At 68.4% G+C, this 20,786-nt stretch carries 21 protein-coding genes, 1 tRNA gene and 4 pseudogenes; 16 read left to right on the plus strand and 10 right to left on the minus strand.

Annotated elements, in window-relative coordinates:
• The first annotated feature begins 24 nt into the window (after nt 1-24).
• The gene (locus QRN89_RS10605; RefSeq protein WP_290349110.1) at nt 25-507 is read left to right on the plus strand and encodes a phospholipase; all 483 of its coding nucleotides are present in this window, start codon (nt 25-27) and stop codon (nt 505-507) included.
• 75 nt (nt 508-582) lie between these two features.
• Here QRN89_RS10605 and QRN89_RS10610 read toward each other — a convergent pair whose 3' ends face one another.
• Nucleotides 583-795, minus strand: a complete 213-nt coding sequence (locus QRN89_RS10610) for a hypothetical protein (RefSeq protein ID WP_290349111.1) — start codon at nt 793-795, stop codon at nt 583-585.
• Nucleotides 796-1,022: 227 nt separating this feature from the next.
• Here QRN89_RS10610 and QRN89_RS10615 point away from each other — a divergent pair, with 227 nt between their 5' ends.
• Complete coding sequence (locus QRN89_RS10615; RefSeq protein WP_290349112.1) at nt 1,023-1,538, plus strand: cupin domain-containing protein; 516 nt, start codon at nt 1,023-1,025, stop codon at nt 1,536-1,538.
• Between the two features lie 73 nt (nt 1,539-1,611).
• On the plus strand, nt 1,612-2,214 hold the full coding sequence (locus QRN89_RS10620) for a hypothetical protein (RefSeq protein WP_290349113.1): 603 nt from the start codon (nt 1,612-1,614) through the stop codon (nt 2,212-2,214).
• A gap of 706 nt (nt 2,215-2,920) precedes the next feature.
• Here the strand turns inward: QRN89_RS10620 and QRN89_RS10625 are convergent.
• Nucleotides 2,921-4,130, minus strand: a pseudogene (locus QRN89_RS10625) (IS3 family transposase).
• A 270-nt stretch (nt 4,131-4,400) separates the two neighbouring features.
• Between QRN89_RS10625 and QRN89_RS10630 the strand changes: the two are divergent.
• Nucleotides 4,401-4,775: a transposase gene (locus QRN89_RS10630; protein WP_290349114.1), complete on the plus strand. Its 375-nt coding sequence runs from the start codon at nt 4,401-4,403 to the stop codon at nt 4,773-4,775.
• Nucleotides 4,776-5,443: 668 nt separating this feature from the next.
• Nucleotides 5,444-6,432: pseudogene (locus tag QRN89_RS10635) on the plus strand (IS3 family transposase); the annotation flags it as partial.
• A gap of 28 nt (nt 6,433-6,460) precedes the next feature.
• Here QRN89_RS10635 and QRN89_RS10640 read toward each other — a convergent pair.
• Nucleotides 6,461-7,671 (minus strand): IS3 family transposase gene (locus tag QRN89_RS10640; protein WP_290349115.1). Its coding sequence is split into 2 segments (ribosomal slippage): nt 6,461-7,374 and nt 7,374-7,671, totalling 1,212 coding nucleotides; the frame shifts between segments, so codons are not numbered across the junction.
• 69 nt (nt 7,672-7,740) lie between these two features.
• Here QRN89_RS10640 and QRN89_RS10645 point away from each other — a divergent pair.
• Nucleotides 7,741-7,932, plus strand: a pseudogene (locus tag QRN89_RS10645) (IS3 family transposase); the annotation flags it as partial.
• A 153-nt stretch (nt 7,933-8,085) separates the two neighbouring features.
• On the opposite strand, the gene QRN89_RS10650 reads toward QRN89_RS10645, so the two are convergent.
• The 3 genes from QRN89_RS10650 to QRN89_RS10660 all read right to left on the minus strand — a co-directional run bounded on the left by QRN89_RS10650 (nt 8,086) and on the right by QRN89_RS10660 (nt 10,097).
• Complete coding sequence (locus QRN89_RS10650) at nt 8,086-8,544, minus strand: SCO4402 family protein (protein WP_290349116.1); 459 nt, start codon at nt 8,542-8,544, stop codon at nt 8,086-8,088.
• 344 nt (nt 8,545-8,888) lie between these two features.
• Nucleotides 8,889-9,395, minus strand: a complete 507-nt coding sequence (locus tag QRN89_RS10655) for an SMI1/KNR4 family protein (RefSeq protein WP_290349117.1) — start codon at nt 9,393-9,395, stop codon at nt 8,889-8,891.
• Between the two features lie 189 nt (nt 9,396-9,584).
• Complete coding sequence (locus QRN89_RS10660; protein WP_290349118.1) at nt 9,585-10,097, minus strand: hypothetical protein; 513 nt, start codon at nt 10,095-10,097, stop codon at nt 9,585-9,587.
• 454 nt (nt 10,098-10,551) lie between these two features.
• Here QRN89_RS10660 and QRN89_RS10665 point away from each other — a divergent pair, with 454 nt between their 5' ends.
• A complete protein-coding gene (locus QRN89_RS10665; RefSeq protein ID WP_290349119.1) occupies nt 10,552-11,112 on the plus strand; it encodes an HD domain-containing protein in 561 nt (186 codons plus the stop codon).
• Nucleotides 11,109-11,441 carry a hypothetical protein gene (locus QRN89_RS10670; protein ID WP_290349120.1) on the plus strand — a complete coding sequence of 111 codons (333 nt, stop codon included), beginning with the start codon at nt 11,109-11,111 and terminating at the stop codon, nt 11,439-11,441. Before QRN89_RS10665 ends, QRN89_RS10670 begins: the two co-directional genes overlap by 4 nt.
• On the opposite strand, the gene QRN89_RS10675 is transcribed toward QRN89_RS10670, so the two are convergent.
• Both QRN89_RS10675 and QRN89_RS10680 read right to left on the minus strand, forming a co-directional pair.
• On the minus strand, nt 11,429-11,899 hold the full coding sequence (locus QRN89_RS10675; RefSeq protein WP_290349121.1) for an NUDIX hydrolase: 471 nt from the start codon (nt 11,897-11,899) through the stop codon (nt 11,429-11,431). The two genes, QRN89_RS10670 and QRN89_RS10675, sit on opposite strands and share 13 nt — an antisense overlap.
• 34 nt (nt 11,900-11,933) lie before the next feature.
• The gene (locus tag QRN89_RS10680; RefSeq protein WP_290349122.1) at nt 11,934-12,665 is read right to left on the minus strand and encodes an XRE family transcriptional regulator; all 732 of its coding nucleotides are present in this window, start codon (nt 12,663-12,665) and stop codon (nt 11,934-11,936) included.
• A 163-nt stretch (nt 12,666-12,828) separates the two neighbouring features.
• Here QRN89_RS10680 and QRN89_RS10685 point away from each other — a divergent pair, with 163 nt between their 5' ends.
• The 5 genes from QRN89_RS10685 (at nt 12,829) to QRN89_RS10705 (ending at nt 17,388) form a co-directional block, all read left to right on the plus strand.
• Complete coding sequence (locus tag QRN89_RS10685; RefSeq protein WP_290349123.1) at nt 12,829-13,185, plus strand: SCO3933 family regulatory protein; 357 nt, start codon at nt 12,829-12,831, stop codon at nt 13,183-13,185.
• Between the two features lie 2 nt (nt 13,186-13,187).
• Nucleotides 13,188-14,468 carry an FtsK/SpoIIIE domain-containing protein gene (locus QRN89_RS10690; RefSeq protein WP_290349124.1) on the plus strand — a complete coding sequence of 427 codons (1,281 nt, stop codon included), beginning with the start codon at nt 13,188-13,190 and terminating at the stop codon, nt 14,466-14,468.
• A gap of 186 nt (nt 14,469-14,654) precedes the next feature.
• Nucleotides 14,655-16,049 (plus strand): replication initiator protein RepSA, encoded by a 1,395-nt coding sequence (gene repSA, locus QRN89_RS10695; protein ID WP_290349125.1) that lies wholly within the window; start codon nt 14,655-14,657, stop codon nt 16,047-16,049.
• Nucleotides 16,046-16,234: a helix-turn-helix domain-containing protein gene (locus QRN89_RS10700; protein ID WP_290349126.1), complete on the plus strand. Its 189-nt coding sequence runs from the start codon at nt 16,046-16,048 to the stop codon at nt 16,232-16,234. Before repSA ends, QRN89_RS10700 begins: the two co-directional genes overlap by 4 nt.
• Nucleotides 16,234-17,388, plus strand: coding sequence for a tyrosine-type recombinase/integrase (locus QRN89_RS10705; protein WP_290349127.1), 1,155 nt, complete (start codon nt 16,234-16,236; stop codon nt 17,386-17,388). The genes QRN89_RS10700 and QRN89_RS10705 overlap by 1 nt, the downstream gene beginning before the upstream one ends.
• Before the next feature lie 68 nt (nt 17,389-17,456).
• On the opposite strand, the gene QRN89_RS10710 is transcribed toward QRN89_RS10705, so the two are convergent.
• Nucleotides 17,457-17,531, minus strand: a tRNA-Val gene (locus tag QRN89_RS10710).
• A gap of 347 nt (nt 17,532-17,878) precedes the next feature.
• Here QRN89_RS10710 and QRN89_RS10715 point away from each other — a divergent pair.
• The 3 genes from QRN89_RS10715 (at nt 17,879) to QRN89_RS10725 (ending at nt 20,318) form a co-directional block, all read left to right on the plus strand.
• Nucleotides 17,879-19,249, plus strand: coding sequence for a hypothetical protein (locus QRN89_RS10715; protein ID WP_290349128.1), 1,371 nt, complete (start codon nt 17,879-17,881; stop codon nt 19,247-19,249).
• A 244-nt stretch (nt 19,250-19,493) separates the two neighbouring features.
• Complete coding sequence (locus QRN89_RS10720) at nt 19,494-20,081, plus strand: DUF4383 domain-containing protein (protein WP_290349129.1); 588 nt, start codon at nt 19,494-19,496, stop codon at nt 20,079-20,081.
• A 21-nt stretch (nt 20,082-20,102) separates the two neighbouring features.
• Nucleotides 20,103-20,318, plus strand: a complete 216-nt coding sequence (locus tag QRN89_RS10725) for an FmdB family zinc ribbon protein (RefSeq protein ID WP_283298077.1) — start codon at nt 20,103-20,105, stop codon at nt 20,316-20,318.
• A gap of 91 nt (nt 20,319-20,409) precedes the next feature.
• Here QRN89_RS10725 and QRN89_RS10730 read toward each other — a convergent pair.
• Nucleotides 20,410-20,613 (minus strand): annotated as a pseudogene (locus tag QRN89_RS10730) (response regulator); the annotation flags it as partial.
• Between the last annotated feature and the right edge of the window lie 173 nt (nt 20,614-20,786).

The following is a 20,786-nucleotide window of genomic DNA, read 5'->3' on the forward strand; positions in this document are numbered from 1 at the left end:
CCGTCCTTGGTACGGAGGTTCTGCATGCGTCGCCGTTCTGCCCTTCCGCTCGCCGCACTCGCCCTGGCGCTCCCCGCCGTTCTGATTCCGGCCGGGACCGCCTCAGCCGCCCCCGCAGACAAGCCCCAGGTGCTCAGCTCCTGGACCCAGACCAGCGCGTCCAGCTACAACGCCTGGGCGGCCGCCCGGGCCAATCAGGGCGCCTGGAGCGCCTACGGCTTCGACTGGACCACGGACTACTGCTCCTCCTCGCCCGACAATCCGTTCGGCTTCCCTTTTCGGATGTCATGTGCACGACATGACTTCGGATACCGGAACTACAAGGCCGCAGGAACGTTCAGCGCCCACAAGGCCCGACTCGACTCGGCCTTCTACGAGGACCTGAAGCGCGTGTGCGCCCGCTACTCGGGCGCCACCCGCACCTCGTGCAACGGCACGGCCTGGACCTACTACCAGGCCGTGTCGGTCTTCGGGTACAAGGCGCCGGAGAAGGCCCCGGCCGCGTAAGCCCCCCGCGAGACCGTGGGGCCCCTCACCTCGGCGAGGGGCCCCACGGAAATCCCCGCACGCCGCACCCCACGCCTACGGGATCTCGGCGGTCCTTCCCTTCCTGCGGGCGCCTCGGTGGAGCACCCAGAGGTTCACCAGAACCAGCAGTCCCCCGCCGGCCGGCCAGAGCACGGACCCGTTGTCCTGGTACTCCCCGATGCCGATCGCGAGGACGAGTCCGGCCGGGATCAGCCCGGCCCAGTCGAGAGCCCTGCTCAGTCGCTCGCCCGCCGAAGTCCGACTCACGCGCGTGATTCTGGCAGACGCCCCTTCCGTCCACCGGACAGGGGCCCCTCGCCACCTCGCCCCTTCCGCCCCGTCCGCCGCCCCGCACCGATCCGGAAGGCCCCGGAGCCTCGCTGCCGGCCCGGGAGTGCCCCGCCGCCCGTCAGGCGGCTCCAGGTACGCCGCGGGATAGTGGACGAGGGGGCCGCTGACCGTCCGCCGTGAGCCGTCACTCCAAGGAGCCGACCATGTCGTACCCCGAGTATCCGGAACCGCGGTACCTCGGGAAGGAAGGAGAGATCAACGCCGTCTTCAGACCGGCCGACACCCCTCCCGACATCTCCTCGGAATCGGGCAACCGGACGAGCTATCTCGCGACGCACGCCAAGACGGGCGGGGAGTACGGGCTGTACCGCGTCGACCTGGCTCCGCGTTCACCGGGGCCGAGCACCCACTTCCACCGGGCGATCTCGGAGTCGTTCTTCGTCCTGGACGGGGAGTTGAGCCTGTTCAACGGCGAGCGCTGGACGTCGGGTCACCCCGGCGACTTCCTCTACGTACCGGTCGGCGGGCTGCACGCGTTCCGGAACGACTCGGACGCGCCCGTGTCCATGCTGCTGTTGTTCGTGCCGGGTGCCCCACGCGAGGAGTACTTCGAGCGGGTCGGCGAGATGGCGCGCAAGGGCGGCAGGGAGTTCGCGGACTTCCTCGTGCGCCACGACTCGTTCTTCGTCGACACGGAGGACGGGCCGGGCAAGACCTGACACCGGCCCACCTGAATGCCCCACCGGACCATTCCCGGTGACAGGTTGACCGCGTCAGGCTTAGGGTGCCGCGATGATCAAAGAAGCAGGGACACGGCTGGGGTCGGATGCGGCGGACCGTCTGGCCCGAACGGGGCTCTACCGGTTCGAGCCAGGGCTGACGGATGCGGAGTTCGCTCACATCGAGGGCGAATACGGCTTCGAGTTCGCAGACGATCACCGAGCGTTCCTTGCGGCGGGCCTGCCGGTCAATACCCCACCTGAGGAGGGGCAGACGTGGGCCAGGCCGTGGCCTGAATGGCGCGGGGGCGACCCGGACAAGCTGCGCGCCCGGCTTCGCCGGCCGATCGAAGGCGTGCTCTTCGACGTCAAGAACGGCTTCTGGCACGAGGCATGGGGTGAGCGCCCGGCCGACGAGACGGCGGCGCTGGCAGAAGCACGGCTGCACCTGGCGGAGGCGCCGGTCATGGTGCCGGTGTACGGGCACCGATACCTTCCCGCCGGCCGAGGCGCCTTCGGACATCCGGTGCTCTCGATGTGGCAGACGGACATCATTTACTACGGAACCGACCTCGCGGATTACATCCATCAGGAGTTCGAGGAAGGACGTGGCCGGGTGAACGAGGAGTGGAGCCCGAAGGCAACGGCACCGTTCTGGCGCGATCTCGTCTCCTGACCTCCACAGTGGCGGTCGCACGGCACCGTGGGTTCGCATCCGCTGCCAGGAAATGACCCAACGCGGGGCGCAGTTCGCGAGCCGGTTCTCCGGCATCGCCCCCTCGGTCCCATGTCTCCCCGCACGCGACTCGTAGCGGCTTGACGTGCAAGCTTCAATGGTGACGCTGCTGGCTCTCAGCGCCGCCGACCGGTACGGCCACGAGGGAGCCACGGGCGGCGCACGGTCTGGTCCGAGGCACACAAAAGGCCCCGACCGGGCTCGGTCGGGGCCTCTTCGCTGGTGGGCGCGGACGGTTTCGAACCGCCGACATCTGCTTTGTAAGCCTGGCGCCGCGCGTGGATACGTCCTCGCTGTTTGTCGTGCGTGCCACGGTGCCGAGTCTGTCGACGGGCGTTCGCGCCGCTACGGGCTCCGAGTGTCCGTGATTGACCGCTCGATCTGGCACGGATCTGGCCGCGGGCCGTCGTCGGCACCTGCCTTCTAAGTTCGGGCGGACGGGCCGTCTTGAGCCCATGTCCGCTGTCGTTACTCGGTTCTGGCACAGATCTTGGGGAGCGGTCGCGGAGCGTTACCTGGATGTTCGATTGCGAGGAGTCTGGCTCGTGCGAGACGGCGTACGCCTTGGCGTCTGACAGCCGAAGGTGACGCTCCCTCAGGTAGAACCCGATCGCTGAGGTTGATCCCCGGGAGTGGACACCGAGTTTCATGCGACGAGTGACAGCGTACGTGACGTGATCAGTTGCTGTTCGAACTCGACCGGTGTGAGGTAGCCGAGGGCGGAATGCCGACGGCGCCGATTGTAGTACGACAGCCAGCGGAACAGCTCCAGCCGAGTCTGAGTCTTCGAAGTCCAGCGCCTGCCGTGGAGCAATTCGCGCTTGAGGCCCTGGAAGAACGACTCGGCGAGGGCATTGTCGTAGCTCGAGCCGACCCGGCCCATGCTGCGCCGGATGCCGTGGCGGCGGCATACCTCGGCGAAGGCGGCCGCGCTGTATTGGGCGCCCTTGTCGGTGTGGAAAACGACGCCGTGCACCCGACCTCCGCGGGCGGCCACAGCCATCTCGATCGCGTCGGTGACCAGCAAGGTGCGCATGTGGTCGGCGATTGACCAGCCCACCACCTTCCTCGAGCAGATGTCGATCACCGTAGCGAGATAAAGCCACGTCGCGCCGACGGCTATGTAAGTGATGTCGCCGCACCACCTGGTGTTCAGCGTGTCCGCGGTGAAGTCGCGCATCACCAGGTCAGGCGCGGGCGGCGCGGTCCTGTCCGCGATCGTCGTCCGCTTCTTCCTCCGCAGGTGACGGCCGACGATGTGGTTGATCCGCATCAGCCGGGTGACGCGCTTGCGGTTGATCCTGCGTCCCCTCGCACGCAGTTCAGCATGGACGCGCGGAGCCCCATACGCCCCTGGTGTTCGGCATGGATGGCGCGGATCTCGCTCACGGTCCGCTTCTCCTCGGCCCGGCGCTCGGCTCGGGCCTGCTCGGTGGCCAGGTGCCGGTAGTAGCCGGCGCGGGACACCCCGAGCACCCGGCAGATCCGCTTGACGCCGAAGTCGGCGCGGTTGTTGGAGATGAAGTCCCAGCGGCGGGGGCTCACTTCACCTCCCGAGCGAAATAGGCCGCTGCTCGGCGCAGGATCTCGCGCTCCAGCTGCCACTCCTGCTCGGCCTTGAGCAGCCGGGCGTTCTCGGCCCGTAGGCGGGCCAGCTCCTCCTCCGCGCTCACGCTGCCGTCACGGCCCACGGTTACGGCCTGGGCCTCGTCCTTGCGCACCCACGTCCGTAGCGACTCCGCGGTGATGCCGAGATCCGCCGCCACCGCCGCATACGTCCGCTTCCCGGCCGCGGCCCGGTAGAGCGCGACCGCGTCCTTCCTGAACTCCTCCGGATACGGAGACTTGCGTCCCACCTGAACATCCCTCCCTGGACCATCAAGATCCATTGTCAGGGTGTCCACTCCAAAGGATCATCCTCAAACCGGCGCCGACCCAGCAGGCTGGACCCCTACAAGCCCTACCTGGAACGGCGATTTGCTGAGGGATGCACCAGCGTCACCCGACTGCACGGCGAGCTGATCGCCGAGCACGCCCCGGTCACCTACGGCATGGTCCGGGCCCACATCGCCACCTTGCGCGAGGCCCCATCCGCAGCACCGCCGCGGCCGCCCACGGTACGGCAGGTGACCGGCTGGCTCACCCGGCACCCCACGGCTCTGGCCGAGGAGGAACGGGCCGGTCTGAAGGATGTCCTGGCCCGCTGCCCCGAACTGGACACGGCTGCCGGACATGTCCGCGACTTCGGCGAAGTACTCACCAACCGGCTAGGCTCCACACTCCCCACCTGGATCGACGCAGTCGACGCCAGCCAGCTGCCCGGGCTTACCGGCTTCGCACTCCACCTGCGCCGAGACCTCGACGCCGTGACCGCCGGCCTCACCCTGAACTGGAGCTCGGGCAGCATCGAAGGCGCTGTGAACCGCATCAAAAAGATCAAGAGACAGCTCTACGGCCGAGCCGGCTTCCACCTGCTCCGGAAGATGATCCTGCTGCAATAGCCCAGAGGCAGGCATCTTGCTGATGCGGGTTCGGCGAGCTAGAACTTCATGTGATCACTTTTGTGTGTGCCGCATGCGCCCGCCCTCTGACCAGGGCTGTGCGGCTGTCCGAGACCCTGGTCAGGCCAGATTTCGACGGGCGAATTGGACCTGACGGGTATCGCCGGGCCTCGGCCACGATGCATGCGGGGCGCTACGCCCTGGAGCCCGAGCCATGGGGAGCCCCGTTCCTGCCGACCGACGAACCCGTCGCAGTGTTTCCCGGCGGGCCTTGTGTCGGCGATCCGGACGGAGAGGGGTTCCTGACTTCCGCAGGCCCCCGAAACACGATCGTCCTCCATCCCGACGACGCACCCAACTTGCTGCCCGACCTTGAGGGAGACCACACAGGCTGCTGCGGCTGGCATGGGCAGAGCGGTCTGAACCGGCTGTGCCCATGTGGTGCTGCGGTAGGAACTGAGATCAGCGAGTGTTACACCGCGTACGAACTCCACCTCGACCCAGCACAGGTTCATGGGGTGGACGCCAGCATCGTCGGAGCACCGCCAAAGTTCGGTGGGGCAGAACAGTAGGCGTGGAGCTCAGGCTCAACCTCCCACATGGGACTGCTGCAAGGTTGGGTGACACCTGACCTGGCTTGCTGAGAGGCGGCCTGGAAGGATGTTGCAGTGCCCAAGCCGTATCCGAGGGAGTTCCGCGAGGACGTCGTGCGGGTCGCGCGCAACCGCGAGCCCGGCGTCACGCTGGAACAGATCGCCGCTGACTTCGGGGTCCACCCGATCACGTTGTCGAAGTGGCTGCGCCGTGCCGACGTCGACGAGGGCGCCGGGCCCGCGACGACGTCGGGTGAGTCCGCCGAGCTGCGCGAGGCCCGCAAGCGGATCCGGTTGCTGGAGCAGGAGAACGAAGTGCTCAGGAGGGCGGCGGCGTATCTGTCGCAGGCGAACCTGCCGGCAAAATGATGTACCCGCTCGTCCGCGAGCTGGCCGCCGCCGATGCCCGTGTGCGGGTGCCGGTGGCGGTGACGTGCCGGGTGCTCGGGCTGGCCCGCCAGCCCTACTACCGGTGGCTGGCCTGCCCGGTCTCCGACGCCGAGCTGACCGAGGCATACCGGGCCGACGCGCTGTTCGACGCGCACCGCGACGATCCCGAGTTCGGACACCGGTTCCTGGCCGACGAGGCCCGTGCCGCGGGTGAGGTGATGGCCGAGCGGACCGCCTGGCGGATCTGCCGGGACCACGGCTGGTGGAGCGCGTTCGGCAAGCGAAAGGGCCGCGGCAAGAACACCAAGGCCGGGCCACCGGTGCACGACGACAAGGTGCGGCGCAACTTCACCGCCGACGCCCCGAACCGGCTGTGGCTCACCGACATCACCGAGCACCACACCGGCGAGGGCAAGCTGTATCTGTGCGCCGTCAAGGACGTGTATTCCGGCCGCATCGTGGGCTATTCCATCGACGCCCGGATGAAGTCCCGCCTCGCGGTGGCCGCACTGGAGTCCGCCGTCGCCCGCCGCGGCCCGGCCGCCGGATGCGTGGTGCATTCGGATCGCGGATCGCAATTCCGGTCCCGGAAGGTCTCCGCCGTGCTCTCCCGGCACGACCTGGTCGGCTCGATGGGCCGGGTCGGGGCGGCCGGCGACAACGCCGCGATGGAGGGGCCTTGACCCCGGATGTTGAACACGTCTATGCGGCTCGGGTCAGGGTAGTTGATGTTGGGTGGAAGGCGTTCTCGTAGGCGATCGGGGATCGTTGTCCGAGGCGGGAGTGACGGCGTCGGGTGTTGTATCGGTGGAGCCATCGGAAGGCGTCGAGGCGGGCCTCGCGCTCGTCCGACCAGCTCTTTCGCCCCTTGAGCGTCTCTCTTTTGAAGGTCGTGTTGAACGACTCGGCGGCGGCGTTGTCCGCGCTGGACCCGACCGCGCTCATGCTCTGTCGGACCCCTGCTGACCTGCAGGCTTCGGCGAATGCCCGGCTCGCGTACTGGGCTCCGTGATCGGTGTGCATCACGGCTCCGGCGAGAGTGCCGCGGGTGCGGATCGCCGCAGCGAGGGCGTCGGTGACGAGATCGGTGCGCATGTGGTCGGCGATCGCCCACCCGGCCAGACGGCGTGAGCACAGATCGATGACGGTCGCGAGGTAGCAGAACTTCCCGGCGCCGATGGGCAGGTAAGTGATGTCGCCGACGTACTTCGTGTTCGGGACCACGGCGGTGAAGTCCCGGCCGATCAGGTCCGGTGCTTTCGCGGCGGCCGGGTCCGGGACGGTGGTGCGGTGCCGGCGCCGCAGGCGGACGCCTTCAAGGCCGATGGTCCGCATGATCCTCGCGACGCGCTTGTGGTTGACCACCAGGCCGTCCTCGTCGCGGAGCTCGGCGGTGATCCTCGGGGCGCCGTAGGTGCCGTCGGAGTCTTTGTGGACCTGGCGTATCCGGGCCGCGACTTTGGCCTCGGCGGCCTGGCGGGCCGCCCGGTCCGGGGCGGTGCGGCGCCAGTAGTAGAAGCTCGAGCGGGCGATCCCGAGGATGTCGCAGAGCCGCTTGACGCCGTATCGGCGCTGGTGGTCGTCAACGAACTGGCAGCGGTTCACCAGCGCGTCTCCCCGGCGAAATACCGGGCCGCCTTGCGGAGGATGTCTCGTTCTTCCTCCAGCTCGCGAATCCTCTTCCTTGCCGCGGCCAGCTCCGCCTGGACGGCGTTACCACCAGACTGCGCAGTGGCCGGCGGCGCGGAGTGGGCACCGGAGCGGCGGCCGTCGGCAGCCCGTATCCAGTTCCGCAGCGTCTCGGTGTTCACCCCGAGATCAGCGGCGACCGACTTGATCGTCGCTCCCGGACGTGATCGGTACAGCGCGACCGCGTCCGCCTTGAACTCGGCGGGGTAGTGCTTCATCCCCACGGGGACTCCGTTCTCCTGGACCATCAAGATCCAAGTCTCTCCGGTGTCCAAGATCCGGGGTCAAGGCCCGAGAGCTTCTTCGCGCTGCTGCAAAAGAACGTCCTCGACCGCCGTGTCTGGGCGACCCGGCAGGAGTTGCGGATCGCGATCGTGACCTGGATCGAACGCACCTACCACCGGCGCCGGCGCCAAAGACGCCTGGGCCGATTGACCCCCGTCGAGTACGAGACCATCATGGCCCCCGCAGCTCTGGCTGCATAAACCACGCTGTCACCCGATCATGCAGCAGTCCCCCCACGACCTCTTCGTCCCGAAGCAACTTGGGATGCCCCCTGTCCTTGAGCTGCTGTTCCTGTCACCTGCGTTGATGGTCCGCTGACGTCCACGGTTGTTCGCGGGCATCTGTCGCCGTTGTCACGCAGTTAGACACTCAGGGGCTTCTCCATGGCTAGCAAGGTTGTTGGGTTGATCCCTGGTCTCGGCCTCGTGCAGTGCGACGAGTTCTCCCAGGTCGTTACCCACCATTACGCGAGCGAGTCGTCCAGCGACGGCCACGACCTCGGGCCAAGAGGCTGCCTGGAGGTACTCCGCATCGGTGTCGTTGGGCGCCTCCTCTGCGGCCGCGTTGAGCGCTGCGCCAAGCTCCCGCATGAGGGCGACCTCCGCCTCTGTTCGCAGACTTGTGCCGAGGTAGCGCTCGGGCTCGTCGGCGTCGCAGAAGTCGTCGAAGAGCGTATGGAAGATATGGGTCACGTTCTCGAACGTCGACGGGTCGAGCCACACATCCTGCTGCCAGGGGGGATTGGCCAGAGCCAGGATCGCCGGCACCACGTGGACTCGGAAGTTCGCCAAGCGTTGCGGATCCTCGTTCATGGCACGAGCCTAGACAACCTGGTCATGGGGAGAGCACCGCTTTAGGAGCGAGGTGGGGCGATTTGTGGTCTGACCTGCGGCACGCCGACATCGATGGACATGGGCGCGGAGCACCGTTGGCGACCGCAGTTCCCCGTGGCTCCCCGCTCCATCTGGCGCGGTTGTGGCACGGGGAGCGTCTGATCCGTAGCTCTAGCCGGATCGGTCAGTAACGTCCGTACCGGCTGCTTCGCGTCTCCTTTGGGACACCTGCGGACATGATCGGTCGCTGTGGTTGCGGTACCTCCCTGCTGTACAGCACCGAGCTGCACGAGCAGCTGGAGTGCAGCCTGATGCGGATCGGTTCATAGGGCGGGGCAGTTCCTGGCGGACAACTCGCGATGCGGGTAGGACCCATCGGGCATGCTGCCGTGCAACCAGTCGGTCAGCCACCCGGCCAGTGACTGCCCCAGCGGGGCCAGAGCGTGCTCCTTGCAGCAGAGGTTGGGGTCCCAGTCCCACATCTGCCCGTCCGCCGTCTTGAAGTCGATGAGTGCCCACATGGCGCAGCCTCGGTCCATGAGCGGCACGATCCCTGGTGGGATCCCGCGCTCGGGATCGGCGAGCTCACGGTATGCCATCGCGATGTCCTCGCAGTCACTGAACCAGTCACCCGTGTCCGTGAGGGACACGACCTCTGCTGGTCCGAAGCCGCCATTGGAGACTTCGAGGTAGATCCTTCTCAGCAGTTGGGGCATCGGGTGCCCCACTATCCGTTCGAACGCGGTGACGTCCTCCGAAGAGGCTGGGCCAGGTAGTTCCTGGTCAGCCGCGTACGCGCGGACGGCCGCTACGAGATCGTCATCAGTCACATGCAGATACTCTGCGGCGCTACGTCATTTGTCGACGGCCCCGGAGTTTTGAGATCTGGCCTCATCCTTATCAGGTCGATCACCGAAACCCCGGGGCCACGCGTAACCCCTTCATGGCCCCTACCGACCAGCCGCTGAGGTTCAACGCTGTCCGGTGCCGTTCGCACTCGTTGGTGTCAGCTGGTGATGTCAGGAAGCGGGGTTCCCTTGACACTGCTCGCGCTGGCACTCGTCGTCTCGCAGGTGCAGCCGACGGAGGTCTTGCAGAGCGGCAACGGGGAAGGGGTGCTGCACCCACTTCTTTCGGTAGCCTTCCTCGCCATGAAGTCGTAGCACTGTCTGCGCGGCGTCCATGACCGCGTGGCCGAGGGTGCGGCGGGGTTGTGTGGAGCTCCAGGAGAGCGTGCCCTCCTCGTCAGGCGAGTCCCAGCTCGTGTGCATGTCCGGGAACCGGTAGATGGCGATGTCTACGTTCGCCCCTCGACCGCGGAGCACCCACCTCACTTCGGCGGGTTCGAGGTCGAAGGAGAGTCGCTGGACGGTCGAGGGGCCATAGAGACCCGCCACCCCATGCAACAGGTCGGCTAGTGCGTCTGTGCAGTAGCTGACGAATTCCTTCTGCTGCGAAGAGCTGTCAGCAATACGGCACGTGGCCCAGCCAGAGCCGCTGAGCTCCCAGCTGAACTGGAGATCACCCGTCATCCTGCCCCTCCCCCGTCATCCTCTGCGGAGACGGTACCCGGAGGTCGGTGGAGCGGCTTTGGGCGGGAGCTGCCATGGGGCGAGAGATCGGGGCCCGTACGCTGGTCAGCGAAATCGGGCAGTCTGTGGACCTGCCCGTTAAGGCCCGATGTGGGCCCCGATCTTCGAGGCTCGCCCCATGGTGGCTGCCTAAAGCCGTGGAGCCGACCGGGCCCAGCCACAGCGGGCTACCGCCCACTGCATCAGGTGTGCTCGCTCCAGCCGCGCGGCCGGCGGAGCCGGGGCCCGGAGCGGGGCGGAGACAGGAGCGTCGGGACCCGGCGCTGGAGCCGGGGCCGCGCGCGGCGAGCGGAGCGAGCCGCCTTGATGAAGTAGAGAAACTTCTACCGCACCGGCTCTGTGGCCTGTGGTTCGGCCTGTCGGGCTGTCCGTGAGCTGGGCTACCGTGCTGCTCATGCCTTCTGCGCTGGATACGCCCCAGGGAGCGGCCGAGCTGGCCGAGTCGTTGCTGCCACCGCTCGGGAACCGCTGGTTGCACACGCAGGCAGTTGCTGCACGGGCCGTCGAAGTGTCGAAGGCCGTGCCCGAAGACGAACGGGACCTCCTCGTTGCCGCGGCCTGGCTGCATGACATCGGATACGCACCCGAGCTGCGTGACACCGGGTTCCATCCGCTCGACGGTGCGCGGCATCTGGCAACCCTCGATGCGCCCGATCGCCTCGTCGCTCACCACTCCGGCGCCGTGTACGAGGCCGAGCAGCGTGGACTCTCGGCTGAACTCGCCGTGTACGAGCGCGAGGACTCGCCGGTCCTGGACGCTTTGATCTTTGCCGACATGACCACCGGCCCGGCCGGGCAACGCTTCGACTTCGATCAGCGTATGGGCGAGACCCTGGTTCGCTACGAGCCCGGCAGCGAGGTGCACACCGCGATTACTAAGGCCCGGCCGTACCTCGGAGCCGCTGTCGACCGGACGTCTGCCCGCCTCGCCGGACGTGTGGCTGGCTCGCGATGAGCAGAAGCCCCTACTGCCGAGTGGAGAGCGAGAACGGGGAGACGTACGAAGACGCCTCCGAGGACCTGCTCTACGAGCTCATGCGGGCCTTCGAGCTGCCGGACAACGGCCATCTGATCGTTGAGGGTGTCGGCGACTCCGACTGGTACATAGTTGCCGCGCTGCTCGAAGAAGGCGTCTACGAGATCGAGTTCCGCGATCCCGTACGAGGCGTGCACCGGATCGAGACCGGGTCACGACTGTCTGAGATCGCGAACGACATGATCGTCTGGGTGTCGGACACGGTGCGCTTTCACCAGGCACGAGCTGCTCATACTCAGCCGATGTAAGGCTCCGCCCGATCAGTCAAAGCGTGGTCGATCCGCATCCGCATCGACGGGTGAATGTTCAGCTCGTCCAGCTGGTCGCGGGAAACGAAGGCGACTTCCTTGCTCTCGCTGCTGGTGCGCAGCTCCCCTCCGATGATCTTCGCTATGAAGCAGATCGAGAACTGCTGCCGCACCTCCCCGTCGTCGTACGCCATGACGTGCGCTGGGTTGGTGTACAGGCCGACTAGTCCGGTGACCTCGATGTCGAACCCAGTCTCTTCCTTCGTCTCACGTACCGCGGCGTCTGCAACAGACTCACCGACGTCAACACCACCGCCTGGGAGAGCCCACAGATCGTTGTCGGTCTTGTGGATCAGCAACACTTCGCCCGCCTCGTTGCGTGCCACGGCGGTGACGGACGGGACAATGCTGTTCGCCTTGGGAGCGTTCGGGTCGTTGAAGTAGTCGATACGGGCCATGACTCCAGCCTCGCACGACGCTGCCCGATGCCGGTTACGACGAGGTGCCCTGTCCCCACGCAAAGTCGAAGCTCTTCATGTAGTGCCGGAACGTGCGGGCCCCGGGGATGTAGCGGAAGTGCAGGACCGGGTTCTGGCCGGCCGGAGCTCCGAGGACGTGCGGGTTCACCAAGACGTCGTCGTCGAACCGGTAGATCGAGTTGTACGGGATCGTGTCGTGGAGTCGAACCTCAACGCCTGGCGACTTGGTGGCTGGCTCGAGGTACCGGCGCGTGATCCGCGCCCGGGCCGCAAGGTCACTGCCGATGCCCTCCTCCTCGCCACGCTGGCGGACCATGTCGGAGTCGGGGTCACCGAGGAGTATCCGGACCTGTGCGCCGGCCTTCGCCTTGTCGGCAAGCTGGTCCGGCAGGTCGGGGTGGCTGTCGAACAGGAACAGGCCCGCGTAAACCAGGATCTCGATGTGACTGGTGGCCTGGTCGATCAATGACGACCAGAGTGCCGCCGGCACTGCCCCTCGGTGCGGGTAGTACGTGACCAGTTCCGAGGCACTCGCGGTTTCTGCCTGCTTGGAGACGGCCGGCCACAGATAGACCTCATCGATGCCCAGAAAGCTTGACGTCTTCCAGCGGTGCCCGCGGTGCGGGGTGCGGTCCGTAGTGATCCATCGCTCGACACTCTTCGGGTCCACTCCGACGTGTAGCGCGACCGACTGAATGGTCTCGCCCTTCGCCGAAATCGCCGCGCGCAGACGCTCGTTCGCCATCTCGTGCCGCCCTCCCCAAGGGACGCTAGGGACGTTTTGTCGATAGCTCAGACGTCCCCAAACGTCCATACGGGCCGTGACGCGTCCATCACCTCCTGCGGTCTCCTGGTCTCACCGCCCAAGCAGGCGGCCCGAACTCCCCTCGATCACAGGAGACAAGACGATGCGTCAGATCCCCGTCGACACCACCGGCGCTGTCCTGATGGTGGCCCAGCCCCCGCAGCCGAAGATTGCCAACCGTCAGACCGGTGAAGTCGCGACCGACCGGGACACCGGTGCACCGCTGATGACGATCGACGTCATGTTCGTCATGAACGGCAACGCCGAGATCCTGAGCCTGACCGTTCCCGAGACCGGGTTCACCGGTGACCTGGCCACCGGCACCCCGGTCGCGCTTACCGGCGTCGTGGCCCGGCCGTGGGAGAACGAGTTCGGCGGCCAGAAGCGCCACGGCATCAGCTTCCGCGCTGTGGCCGTCACCTCGCTGGCCGAGAACACGGCCAAGCCGAAGGCGGCCTGATCATGACCGGGACTGCGATCGGCCTGCTGGCCGTCGTCGGGCTGGCGCTGCTGCTCAAGTGGCGCCGTCCCGCCTGGTACTGGCTCGCCTTCGGCATCGGTCTCGCAGTGGTGCGGGTCCTGGTCCGGTACGCCTCGGTGATGGACGCCTGTGGACTCACGGTCCCGCCGTCCAGGCTCCGGCTGGCCTGGGCTCGTATCGCACACCGGCCCATCCCGGACCCTCGGCCGCCCCGCATCCTGACTCTTCGCCCGACCCGTACCGGCCTGGTGCTCCGGCTCAAGCTGCGGCCCGGTCAGGATGCCTTCGACTTCGCGGCCTCCACCGACCGACTTCGACACTCGTTCACCATGCAGGGCGTCACGTCTCGCGAGATCAAGTCCGGTGTGGTCGAACTCCGGATGACCGGTTACGACGTGCTGAAGCGGGTGCAGATGCCCGCAAAGATCGACCGCGAAGGCATGCGCATCCCCGTCGCCTTGCGCGAGGACGGAGAGGTCCACTACCGCGACTACCGACAGGTTCCTCACGCCCTCAACCTCGGCGCGACCGAGTCCGGCAAGTCCGTCTACCAGCGACAGCTGGTCAAGGAACTCGCCGCTCTCGACGTCGCCCTGGTCGGCATCGACTGCAAGGAAGGAGTGGAGCTCTACCCTCTCGCCCGTCGCTTCTCGGCGCTCGCAGACAACCCCGATGACGCCGCCGACCTGCTCGACGTCCTCGTAGACCGCATGGCCGCGACGTACCGGATCGTCCGGTGCGAACAACGGATCAGCTCGGACGTCCCGGATGCTGAGATCACCGCCGACATATGGGGACTGCCCAATCACCTGCGCCCGACCCCAATCGTGCTCCTGGTCGACGAGGTAGCCGAACTGTCGCTGTTCGCCAATGCGGCGGAGAAGAAGCGTCGCGAGCGGATCATCACCGCACTGGTCCGGCTCGTCCAGCTCGGCCGTGCCGCCGGCATCTACGTGGAGATCTGCGGTCAGCGCTTCGGCTCCGAACTCGGTGATGGGATCACCATGCTCCGCGCCCAGCTCACCGGCCGTACCTCGCACCGAGTGAATGACGAAGCCTCCGCCAAGATGGCGTTCGGCGACATCTCCCCGGACGCCGTGATCGCCGCCACGCAGATTCCTGCGAACCGCCCCGGCACCGCAATCGCCGGTGACTCGACCGGCGGTTGGGTCCGCATCCGCACCCCGTTCACCACGCTTCGCCGAGGCACACCCGGACCTGCCCGGCGCCTACATCACCGCCAGCGACATCACGCCCGCTGAAGCCCACGTCCTGCTCGACGGCCCGAGCGACCTCGAAGCCTGGCGCCACGCCCTCTACGCGGAACCCGCCGACGTGCAGATCACCGAACGCGCTGAGGGTACGAAACTGCTCTTCACGGCATCGCTCGGCCGCATCTCTCTGCGCGTCTACACGATCTTCGACCCCGTCACCGTGGCGGTGAGCGCGTGACCGACACCGCGACCATCGCGGGCCTGGACCCGGCCACCCTCGGCGACCTGCTGCGGGTGGCCGGGTCCCCCGGCTTCGACCGCTGGCGCGACCAGATCCGCCGCACCGGCGGCTGCGCCAACCCCATCCACCTGTCCGGCTGGACCCTCACCAAGGACAAGACCACCGGCGACACGCTGCACCGCTACTCCACCGACACCGAGCCCGACGGTCGGCTCCGCGTCGCCTGCGGCAACCGCCGTGCGTCCCGCTGCCCTGCCTGCGCCTGGATGTACGCCGCCGACACCTACCACCTGATCCGCGCCGGGCTCACGGGCGACCAGGACAAGGACGTCCCCGCGACCGTCCGCGACCACCCCCGGGTCTTCGCGACGCTCACCGCACCGTCGTTCGGCCGCGTTCACAACCGCCCCGACTCCGGCCGCTGCCGCTGCGGCCTCCAGCACCCGGCGGACGACGACGCACTCGGCACACCACTCGACCCGACCACCTACGACTACGCCGCGGCGGTCCTCTTCAACAGCCACGCCGGGGAGCTCTGGCAGCGCTTCACCAACCGGCTCCGCCGCGAGATCGCCGCCCGCGCCGGCATCACACAGCGCGAACTAAAGGAATGCGCCCGCCTCTCCTACGGCAAGGTCGCCGAGTTCCAGAAGCACGGCGCCATCCACTTCCACGCCGTCATACGCCTCGACGGACCGGACGGCCCCGAATCCCCGCCCCCGTCCTGGGCCACCGTGCAGCTGCTCACCGACGCCATCCACGCCGCCGCCGCGCACTCCTACACGACCATCACCGTCCCGGCCGCCGACGGCCACCCCGCCCGCACACTGCGCTGGGGCACCCAGCTCGACATCCGGCCCATCCGCGCCTTCGAGGCCGGCACCGCCATCACCGAACAGGCCGTCGCCTCCTACGTCGCCAAATACGCCACCAAGGCTGCCGAGACGACCGGCACCGTGGACCGCCGCATCGGCAACCGTGAGGTCCTGGTCCTCCTCGAGGTTCCCGACCACCCGCGCCGCCTCATCGAAGCGTGCTTCGAACTCGACGCCGCCTATCCCGAACGGCGGCTGAGGGCCTGGGCCCACATGCTCGGCTTCCGCGGCCACTTCTCCAGCAAGTCCCGCCGCTACTCGACCACCCTCGGCGCCCTCCGCCAGGTCCGCGCCGACTACCGCGCCGCCCAGCAACGCAACGAACTCGGCCTGCCAGACCCGGACCAGGACCCGACCGTCCTCGTCCTGGCCGACTGGCGATTCGCCGGACAGGGCCACAGCCCCGGCGAATCCGTACTCGCCGCATCCATCGCCAGAGACATCCAACTCAACCGCCAAACCGCCCGCGAAGCCCTGCAAGACCAACTCGCCCTGGAAGGAGCCGCAGCATGACCACCGCAACCGCCGAACTCCTGACCGTGCCCGAGGTCATGGCACGGCTCAAGCTCGGACGCTCCAAGGTCTACGACCTGATCCGCTCGCGCCGCCTGACCTCGATCAAGATCGACGGCTGCCGCCGCATCCCCGCTGATGCCGTGCGGGACTTCGTCCTCGTCCAGATCGAGGAGGCGGCCTGATGGCGACGCAGCGCAAGCGCAACCCCAACGGCGCCAGCACCATCACCAAGCGGAAGGACGGCCGCTATCAGGCAGCCGTCTACGTTCTCCAGCCGGATGGCACCCGTGCCCGCAAGTTCGCCTACGGCAAGACCTGGGCCGAGTGCGACGCCAAGCGCCGGGAGCTCCTCGACAAGGTGGACCAGGGCGTGCCCGTGCCCACCAAGTCGGCGAAGCTCTCGGAGTGGTTGCCGTACTGGCTGGAGAACATCATCAAGCCGCGCCGGAAGCGCACCACGTTCGCCAAGTACGAGGTGCATGTCCGTCTCTACCTCGTGCCAGTGCTCGGCTCCAAGCGGCTCGAATCTCTTAGCGTCGCCGACGTCCGGCGGTTGCTCGTCCAGCTGGAGAAGAAGACCACCGCCGCGACGGCCAAAGAAGCGCATCGGGTGCTACGCACCGCGCTGACCGCGGCCTGCCGTGAGGAGCTGGTCACGCGGAACGTGGCAACGCTCGTCGAGCCGCCCTCGGTCGACACCCGCGAAATGTCGCCGTGGTCTCTGGACGAGACGCTCGACTTCCTCGGCGCCGCTCGCAAGGACCCGCTCTATGCCGCCTTCGTCCTCGCCATCGCGCTCGGCTTCCGCCGTGGTGAGATCGTCGGTCTCCGCTGGGAGAACCTCGACCTCGACAAGCGGGAGATCCGGGTTCGCACTCAGCGTCAGCGCGTCCGCGGCGAGGCGTACGAGGACGACCCCAAGGGGCGCCGGCGGAAGCAGACCCTGCCGCTCCCCGCGATCTGCGTCGCGCCCCTGCGCTGGCAGCGCATGCGGCAGGCTGCTCAGCGTGATCGGGCCGGGGCCGACTGGAAGGAGACCGGCTACGTCTTCACCACACGCACCGGCCAACCGATCGAGCCGCGCAACCTGTACCGCTCGTTCACCCGGGTCGCCGACTCCGCCGGCCTCCGCGTCATCCGGCTGCACGACGCTCGGCACGGCTGCGCCACCCTGCTCACTGCGGCCGGGGTTGCTCCCCGCGTCGTCATGGAGATCCTCGGGCACAGCCAGATCGCCGTCACGATGAACGTCTACGCACACGTCGTCCAGGACACCCAGCGTGAGGCTGTCAGCCACATGGACCGGCTGCTCAAGCGGCGGCCCGGCCGTGAGTGAACGCCCGCGTTGATGTCAGAAGTAGATGTCAAAGGCCCCCAACCATGATCGGTTGGGGGCCTTCGTGCTGGTGGGCGCGGACGGTTTCGAACCGCCGACATCTGCTTTGTAAGAGCAGCGCTCTACCCCTGAGCTACGCACCCGAGAAGGAGGCAACAGCCTACATGGACCCGGGGTGGGTGCCGCAAACCAGATCACATGGGGATCCTCCGTGGTGAGCGGGGCCCCGAGGCCGGTCGGGCGGGAGCCGGCAGGTGAGCTCTGCCCCAAGCGAGCAGGGTCTTCTTCGATGGGGTGCGCCCCCATACCCATACCGGCCCGTTCCGAGGAACCTGGAGGCCGGTACCCCACCACACGGCTCCCCGACCGCCCCGCCCCGCGCCCCTCTCCGCAGGATCGTCACGCGAAGCGCGAACTGACAGCCCCGTGTGTTCGTCCTTACCCAGTGGGAGAATGAACCGGCAGGGCGGACACGGCACGGGAGAGGGATGTGACGGCGACACACGCACGGCCACGCGCAGGAGCGAAGGCGAGAGCGGGTGTCGTGCGGGACCTGGTCGCCCTGGTGCTGCTGCCGTTGCCGTTGGTGGTCGCGGCGTTGACGGCCGCGTTCGCCGGAGGCGGGACGCGGCGATGGTTCGGCGGCCGTGGCGAGAGCCAGCGGGCCGATGCCCAGGCCGCGAAGGACGCCGCCGCCGCCGCGTTCTACGAGCTGGACACCGCCCAGCGTGACCTGCGGATCTCCATCGAGACGATCACGGCCGTCGACAGCTCTCCCGGCGCCCGGCGCGCGGCGGAGGAGTTCGCCGCGCTCGGGCGGCGGATCGACGAGGTCAGCCACGCGTACATCACCGCCGTCGACGCGCACGACCTCGACCGGGACGGCCTGGACCCGTCGGTGGCGGTGCGCGCCCGTACGGAGCTGACCCGGGCGAAGGACGAGCTGGTCCGGGTCAAGGGGGAGCTGGACCGGTTCGGGCAGGGCCTCGGGCCGCTGCTGGACACGGCGGAGACCCAGCTGGCACGGCTCGCTCCCGCGGTGGAGCGGGCCCGCCAGGCGCTGCTCGCCGCCAGCAACGCCCTCGACTCGGTACGCGCCTCGGGTATGCGAGCGGACGACCTCGCCGCCCGGCTCGCCGCCCTCGCCCCCGAGCTGACCAGGCTCAACGAGGGCGCAGGCCGGCACGGCGTGCCCGAGACCCTGCAGCGTGCCGACCGGGTCGTACGGGAGGCCGAGGCGATACGGGCCGAGGCCGAGCGGCTCCCCGAGCGCGCCGCCGAGATCGACAGGCGCCTGGTGTCGCTGCGTACCCGCGCACAGGCCCTCACCACCCGCGCGGAGGGTGTCGAGCCGGTCCTCAGCGAGCTGCGCCGGCGCTTCACGGCCGCCTGCTGGCAGGATCTGCAGCCCGTTCCCGCGCAGGCAGGCGAGAACGTGCGCAGTGCCGAGGAGAAGCTCAAGGAAGCCGCCAAGGCGCGCGACGAACAGCGCTGGCCCGATGCCACGGCCCTCCTCGGCACGGTCCGGGCCCTGCTGAACAGCGCCGAAGAGGCCGTCTCGGCCGCGGGTGACCGACTGCGGCGTCTCGACGCGGTCGCCAAGGACCCGGAGCAGGAGATCCAGCGCACACGGTTCGCCATCCGCGACGCCCAGCGCCTGGCCATGGCGGGCCGCAACACGCCCGATCCGCGTCACGCCCGTCCGCTGGACGACTCCGTCGCCCGGCTCGACCGCGCGATCGCCGGTCTCGAGGGCCGCCACCCCGACTACTGGCACTTCCTGACCGAGCTGGAAGCGGTGCGGCAGAGCGTGGCCCGCGTCGTGGAGCAGATCCGCAGCGAGCGCGGCCCGGCGGCCTGACGGGCACGGCCCCGGCCACGCCTACAGCCCGTACGACCGCGTCGCCGCCGTGACCAGCCGGGCGCGGCCCAGCCGCCCGAGCAGCACCCCGCCGGACGGTCGCGGCACCGTGCGCCGGGCACGCGGTTCCGGCGCCCCGAGCGAGCCGGCGACCGCACCACCCCACCCACCCCGCGTCCCGTTTGTCCGTGTGCCGGAGCGGGCGGATCCTGTATGGAGGTACGCACGGCCAAAGGAGGCCGCAATGGCATCCATGCACACGCCGCAGGCCACGCAGCAGTCCAGCGGACTGCACGTCGCCCTGGACGAGCATCTGCCCGTGGACCACAAGCTCAGCCAGGTCTACCGCTACGGCGCCGGGCTCATGGGCCTGATCCTGCTGGCCTTCGGGATCCTCGGGCTGACGCACAACATCGGCTTCTTCGACACGGGGAACGAGACCGTGGGCGGTCTCAACGTGAACGGCGCGCTGAGCGTGCTGTCCATCTGCGTGGGGCTGCTGCTGTTCGTCGGCATGGTCATCGGCGGGAACTTCGCCTCCACGCTGAACATGGTGCTCGGCATCCTCTTCATCTTCAGCGGCTTCGTGAACCTCGGTCTGCTGGACTCCGGTGCGAACTTCCTCAACTTCCGCATCCAGAACGTCCTCTTCAGCTTCGTCGTGGGCGTCATGCTGATGTGGTTCGGGATGTACGGGCGGATCAGCAGCACGCTTCCCCACGACAACCCCTACTGGAAGGCCCGCCACCCCGACGAGGCGGCGAAGGAGGAGCAGGCGCGTGCGGAGCGGATGCGTTCGCGCGGGCTCCCGGAGGCCGGTCGTCAGGGCTGACGGCCGGGCTAGTCTGTCCCCATGCCCCGTTACGAGTACCGCTGCCGCACCTGCGACGACACCTTCGAGCTGAGCCGGCCCATGGCCGAGTCCTCCGCTCCCGCGTCCTGCCCCGCGGGGCACGACGACACCGTGAAGCTGCTGTCGGCGGTCGCCGTGGGCGGGACGAGCACGGGCCCGGCCCCCGCGCCCGCCGGCGGTGGCGGTGGCTGCTGCGGCGGCGGCTGCTGCGGCTGACGACCGGCCGCTCTGTGCCCCGGCGCCGTGGGGCGGCCCCCCGGCCGCCGGCGCGGGCCCTTTGCCGCACGCCTCAGGTGTCCAGGGAGCGCAGCGCGGCCCGCAGGCCCTCGTCGGTGTGGGTGGGCGGCATGCGGACGTCGGCGACGAGGACGTCCGGGCGCTCGGCGGCGACGGCCGCCAGAGTCCGTTCCGCGTCGGCGACCGCCGCGAGCACCTCGTGGCCCTCCTCGGCGAGCAGCCGCACGAGCCCTTCCCTGTGCAGGGTCGAGTCCTCGGCAGGGATCACGCGCACGGCAGCTCCGCGGTGACGAGGGTGGGTCCGCCGGGCGGGCTGTGCACCGCGAGCCGCCCGTCGAGGGTTCCTGCAGTTCGGTGGCGGCGGTGGCGGCATCGGCGCGAGTCCGGCCGCGTGCCCCGCACCGCGAGCCGCCCGTCGAGGGTTCCTGCAGTTCGGTGACGGCGGTG

The sequence above is a fragment of the Streptomyces sp. HUAS CB01 genome, assembly GCF_030406905.1.
GTDB classification, from domain to species: domain Bacteria; phylum Actinomycetota; class Actinomycetes; order Streptomycetales; family Streptomycetaceae; genus Streptomyces; species Streptomyces chengbuensis.

Bases quoted from the DNA above. Each gene is read 5' to 3' on its own strand.
- QRN89_RS10605 (WP_290349110.1), top strand. From the start codon at position 25: ATGCGTCGCCGTTCTGCCCTTCCGCTCGCCGCACTCGCCCTGGCGCTC.
- QRN89_RS10615 (WP_290349112.1), top strand. From the start codon at position 1,023: ATGTCGTACCCCGAGTATCCGGAACCGCGGTACCTCGGGAAGGAAGGA.
- QRN89_RS10620 (WP_290349113.1), top strand. From the start codon at position 1,612: ATGATCAAAGAAGCAGGGACACGGCTGGGGTCGGATGCGGCGGACCGT.
- QRN89_RS10650 (WP_290349116.1), bottom strand. From the start codon at position 8,544: ATGAACGAGGATCCGCAACGCTTGGCGAACTTCCGAGTCCACGTGGTG.
- QRN89_RS10660 (WP_290349118.1), bottom strand. From the start codon at position 10,097: ATGACGGGTGATCTCCAGTTCAGCTGGGAGCTCAGCGGCTCTGGCTGG.
- QRN89_RS10665 (WP_290349119.1), top strand. From the start codon at position 10,552: ATGCCTTCTGCGCTGGATACGCCCCAGGGAGCGGCCGAGCTGGCCGAG.
- QRN89_RS10670 (WP_290349120.1), top strand. From the start codon at position 11,109: ATGAGCAGAAGCCCCTACTGCCGAGTGGAGAGCGAGAACGGGGAGACG.
- QRN89_RS10675 (WP_290349121.1), bottom strand. From the start codon at position 11,899: ATGGCCCGTATCGACTACTTCAACGACCCGAACGCTCCCAAGGCGAAC.
- QRN89_RS10680 (WP_290349122.1), bottom strand. From the start codon at position 12,665: ATGGCGAACGAGCGTCTGCGCGCGGCGATTTCGGCGAAGGGCGAGACC.
- QRN89_RS10685 (WP_290349123.1), top strand. From the start codon at position 12,829: ATGCGTCAGATCCCCGTCGACACCACCGGCGCTGTCCTGATGGTGGCC.
- QRN89_RS10690 (WP_290349124.1), top strand. From the start codon at position 13,188: ATGACCGGGACTGCGATCGGCCTGCTGGCCGTCGTCGGGCTGGCGCTG.
- QRN89_RS10700 (WP_290349126.1), top strand. From the start codon at position 16,046: ATGACCACCGCAACCGCCGAACTCCTGACCGTGCCCGAGGTCATGGCA.
- QRN89_RS10705 (WP_290349127.1), top strand. From the start codon at position 16,234: ATGGCGACGCAGCGCAAGCGCAACCCCAACGGCGCCAGCACCATCACC.
- QRN89_RS10720 (WP_290349129.1), top strand. From the start codon at position 19,494: ATGGCATCCATGCACACGCCGCAGGCCACGCAGCAGTCCAGCGGACTG.
- QRN89_RS10725 (WP_283298077.1), top strand. From the start codon at position 20,103: ATGCCCCGTTACGAGTACCGCTGCCGCACCTGCGACGACACCTTCGAG.